The sequence below is a fragment of the Propionicimonas sp. genome (assembly GCF_034927565.1).
GTDB lineage: Bacteria > Actinomycetota > Actinomycetes > Propionibacteriales > Propionibacteriaceae > Propionicimonas.
Genome location: NZ_JAYFPT010000022.1, coordinates 1 through 3,486, shown reverse-complemented (window position 1 = coordinate 3,486; position 3,486 = coordinate 1). Strand labels below are relative to the sequence as shown.

At 68.4% G+C, this 3,486-nt stretch carries 4 protein-coding genes; 3 read left to right on the top strand and 1 reads right to left on the bottom strand.

Annotated elements, in window-relative coordinates; genetic code table 11:
* The 3 genes from VB080_RS05725 to VB080_RS05715 form a co-directional block, all read left to right on the top strand.
* Positions 1-1,198 (top strand): UDP-glucose/GDP-mannose dehydrogenase family protein (locus VB080_RS05725; protein WP_323417476.1); only part of this gene is annotated, 1,198 nt, incomplete at its 5' end.
* Positions 1,199-1,486: 288 nt separating this feature from the next.
* The gene (locus tag VB080_RS05720) at positions 1,487-2,218 is read left to right on the top strand and encodes a glycerophosphodiester phosphodiesterase (RefSeq protein ID WP_323417475.1); all 732 of its coding nucleotides are present in this window, start codon (positions 1,487-1,489) and stop codon (positions 2,216-2,218) included.
* A 10-nt stretch (positions 2,219-2,228) separates the two neighbouring features.
* A complete protein-coding gene (locus tag VB080_RS05715; protein ID WP_323417474.1) occupies positions 2,229-3,164 on the top strand; it encodes a 1,4-dihydroxy-2-naphthoyl-CoA synthase in 936 nt (311 codons plus the stop codon).
* A gap of 20 nt (positions 3,165-3,184) precedes the next feature.
* Here VB080_RS05715 and VB080_RS05710 read toward each other — a convergent pair.
* Positions 3,185-3,486: hypothetical protein (locus VB080_RS05710; RefSeq protein WP_323417473.1), on the bottom strand; the 302-nt coding region annotated here is incomplete at its 5' end.

Below are 3,486 nucleotides of genomic sequence, written 5' to 3'. Positions count from 1 at the left end.
GCTGACCAAGGGTGAGGCACCTTTCTTCGAGCCAGGGCTGCAGGAGATGCTTGCCGAAGGCGTTGCCTCGCGCCGCCTCACCTTCAGCACTGATCCGGCCGCGGCCTGGGGGGCGTTGGTGCACTTCATCGCGGTCGGCACCCCACAGCGCAGAGACGGCAGCGACGCCGACCTCAGTCACGTCGAGACCGCCCTGGAAGCACTGTTGCCCCAGCTCAACAGCGGAGATGTCGTCGTGGGCAAGTCGACCGTCCCGGTGGGCACTGCCGCCCGCCTCGCGCAGAAGGTCGCTGCTGTCGGCGCGACGCTGGTCTGGAACCCTGAGTTTCTGCGTGAGGGTTGGGCGGTGACGGACAGCATCGAGCCGGACCGGTTGGTGGTGGGCGTCCCGTCCGGCGAGGCTGGCGACAAAGCAGCACAGGTACTGCGCTCGGTATACCGCACGGCCGTGGAGCGGGGGACCCCTTTCCTGGTCACCGACTATGCCACCGCTGAGTTGGCGAAGGTTGCGGCGAACTCGTTCCTGGCCACCAAGATCTCGTTCATCAACGCCATCGCCGAGGTGGCCGAGGTGGCCGGCGCCGATATTACCGAGCTGGCGGATGCGATCGGCTACGACGCTCGAATCGGCCGGCATTTCCTGGGTGCCGGCATCGGCTTCGGCGGAGGCTGTCTGCCCAAGGACCTCCGGGCCTTCTCCGCTCGCGCCGAGGAACTCGGTCGCGGTGAGGCGGCAGGCCTCCTGCGGGAGGTGGAGGCGGTCAACCTGCGCCGCCGGCAGCGGGCTGTCGAGTTGGTGGTGGCCGCGGCGGGCGGCTCTGTACTCGGCAGAAGGATCACGGTGCTCGGGGCTGCATTCAAGCCGTTCTCGGACGATGTCCGCGACTCGCCCGCGCTGGAGGTCGCCGCCCGGCTACACGGGTTGGGGGCGCTGGTCACGGTGACCGATCCGGCCGCGCTGGCGAACGCCAGTCGCGTCCATCCCCAGCTCAGCTATGTGGCAGACCGGGACGAGGCCCTCCGCGGCGCCGATGTGGTGGTATTGGTCACCGAGTGGGACGAGTACTGCCGGGAGCTCTCGCCAGAACATGCCGGCGAATTGGTTGCGACCAGGACTGTCGTGGATGCGCGCAACGTCCTCGACCCGCGGGCGTGGCGCGCGGCTGGCTGGCGCTACATCGGGATGGGCCGGCCGTAGTCGCTCCTCATAGATGGGCGAGTCGTCCTTGGACATGAATACCTGGGTAAAACACGTTGTCACGGCCTTCGCCGACGGTTTCAACACCCCTAGCCAGCGACGATCAAGGCCTGCTGGACGGAGTTGATCGAGGTCTGGTCGCCGGGCGTCCCGGGGTCTCGTCCGCCGGCGTCGCGAACTGGTGCCGATCGTCCCGGTGCGCGCCCGGCCGCTAGCTGATACACATGAGGCAGATGGTTGCGTGGCTCGGCCTTCCGGTCGGACGAGCCGTGGCAGAGGGAAGGCGAGATGGCGATGACGGCGATCTGGGCACATCGGGGCGCGAGCGGGTACGCGCCGGAGAACACCCTTCCTGCTTTCGAACTGGCGATCGCCCAGGGCGCCGATGGAGTCGAGTTCGATGTCCAGCTGAGCTCGGACGGCGTCCCCGTCGTGATCCACGACGAGACCCTCGGGCGCACCACCAGCGGGTCCGGCGCGGTCGGGGAACACACCCTCGCCCAGCTGCAGTCGCTGGATGCCAGCGCCGGCCGCAGTGGCTTCGAGGGGGTGCACATCCCCACCCTGCAGGAGGTGCTCGAGGTGGTGGCGCCCACCTCGCTGACGGTCAACGTCGAGCTGAAGAACTCCGAGGTCGACTACCCGGGGCTGGAGGAGAAGGTGCTGGCGGCGATCGCTGCCTTCGGCATCGAACAGCGGGTGGTGCTGTCGTCCTTCAACCACTACTCGTTGCGGCGGCTGCGCGACCTGCACGCACCCTCCCAGCTCGCCGTGCTGTCGAACGACCCGCTGTTCAAGCCGTGGAAATACGCCGCCCAGCTGGGTGCGACCGCGATCCACCCGCCGGTGCACACCATCTTCGGCAGGTCGTACGTGCGCAAGGCAACGGCCTCCGGCGTGGTGGTGCGGCCGTGGGTGGTCAACGCGGACCGAACCCTGCGCCGGATGTTCCGGTACGGCGTGGACGCGGTCATCACCGACATCCCCGACGTCGCGCTGGCGCTGCGCGCCGAGAGCTGAGGAGGAGCCCGTGACCAGTCCCTGGCAGCCGGAGAAGTGGCGGGCGGTGGAGGGTTTCGACTTCACCGACATCACCTACCATCGGGCGCTCGACGTCCCGGCAGTGCGGATCGCGTTCAACCGTCCGGAGGTGCGCAACGCCTTCCGTCCGCACACCGTGGACGAGTTGTACACCGCCCTGGACCATGCCCGGATGTCGTCCGATGTCGGCTGCGTGCTGCTGACCGGCAACGGCCCGTCCCCGAAGGACGGCGGCTGGGCCTTCTGCTCCGGCGGCGACCAGCGGATCCGCGGCCGGTCCGGCTACCAGTACGCCGACGGGCCCGCCGCCGAGTCACCCGCCGCTGAGCCAGGGGACGGTTCCCTGGCCCGATCCGGCGAGGCCGCCAACCTGGGACGGCTGCACATCCTGGAGGTCCAGCGGCTGATCCGGTTCATGCCCAAGGTGGTGATCGCCCTGGTGAACGGCTGGGCGGCCGGTGGCGGGCACTCGTTGCATGTGGTCTGCGACCTCACTCTGGCCTCGGCCGAGCACGCCCGGTTCAAGCAGACCGACGCCGACGTGGGGTCTTTCGACGCCGGCTTCGGCTCGGCCTACCTGGCCCGCCAGGTCGGCCAGAAGTTCGCTCGCGAGATCTTCTTCCTCGGCGACACCTACACCGCCGAGGATGCCCACCGGATGGGGATGGTGAACGCTGTCGTCCCGCACGCCGAGCTGGAGGCGGTCGGTCTGGAGTGGGCGGCGAAGGTCTGCGGCAAGTCGCCCACCGCCCAGCGGATGCTGAAGTTCGCCTTCAACGCTATCGACGACGGCCTGGTCGGCCAGCAGGTGTTCGCCGGTGAGACCACCCGGCTGGCCTACATGACCGACGAGGCGGTGGAGGGACGCGACGCGTTCTTGGAGAAGCGGTCGCCGGACTGGAGCCGGTTCCCGTACTACTACTGAAATGCCACTATTTAGCCTGATCAGCGCCAGATGCGCCACTGACCCCCTACGACCAGTTCGCCGAGGCCCTCCTGCGGACGGGGGACGGTGCCTACCTCCATGGCGAGTCGGTGCTCGCCCTGTGTGGCCTCGCCGACGTGAACCCCCGGCAGAGCAAGGTGGCCGTCCGTCGTCGTGCCCGTCCGAAGCTGCCGCCGTTCATCGAGTTGACGCAGGTCAGGGGGGACGTACGCACGACGTTCTATCAAGGACTGGAAGCGCAACCCGTCGCGGATGCAATCCTTGAATGCCGTGGACGCGTCGAGCAGGAGCGCCTTCGGGG

Coding starts and splice junctions, on each gene's coding strand:
- VB080_RS05720 (WP_323417475.1), top strand. CDS start 1,487: ATGGCGATGACGGCGATCTGGGCACATCGGGGCGCGAGCGGGTACGCG.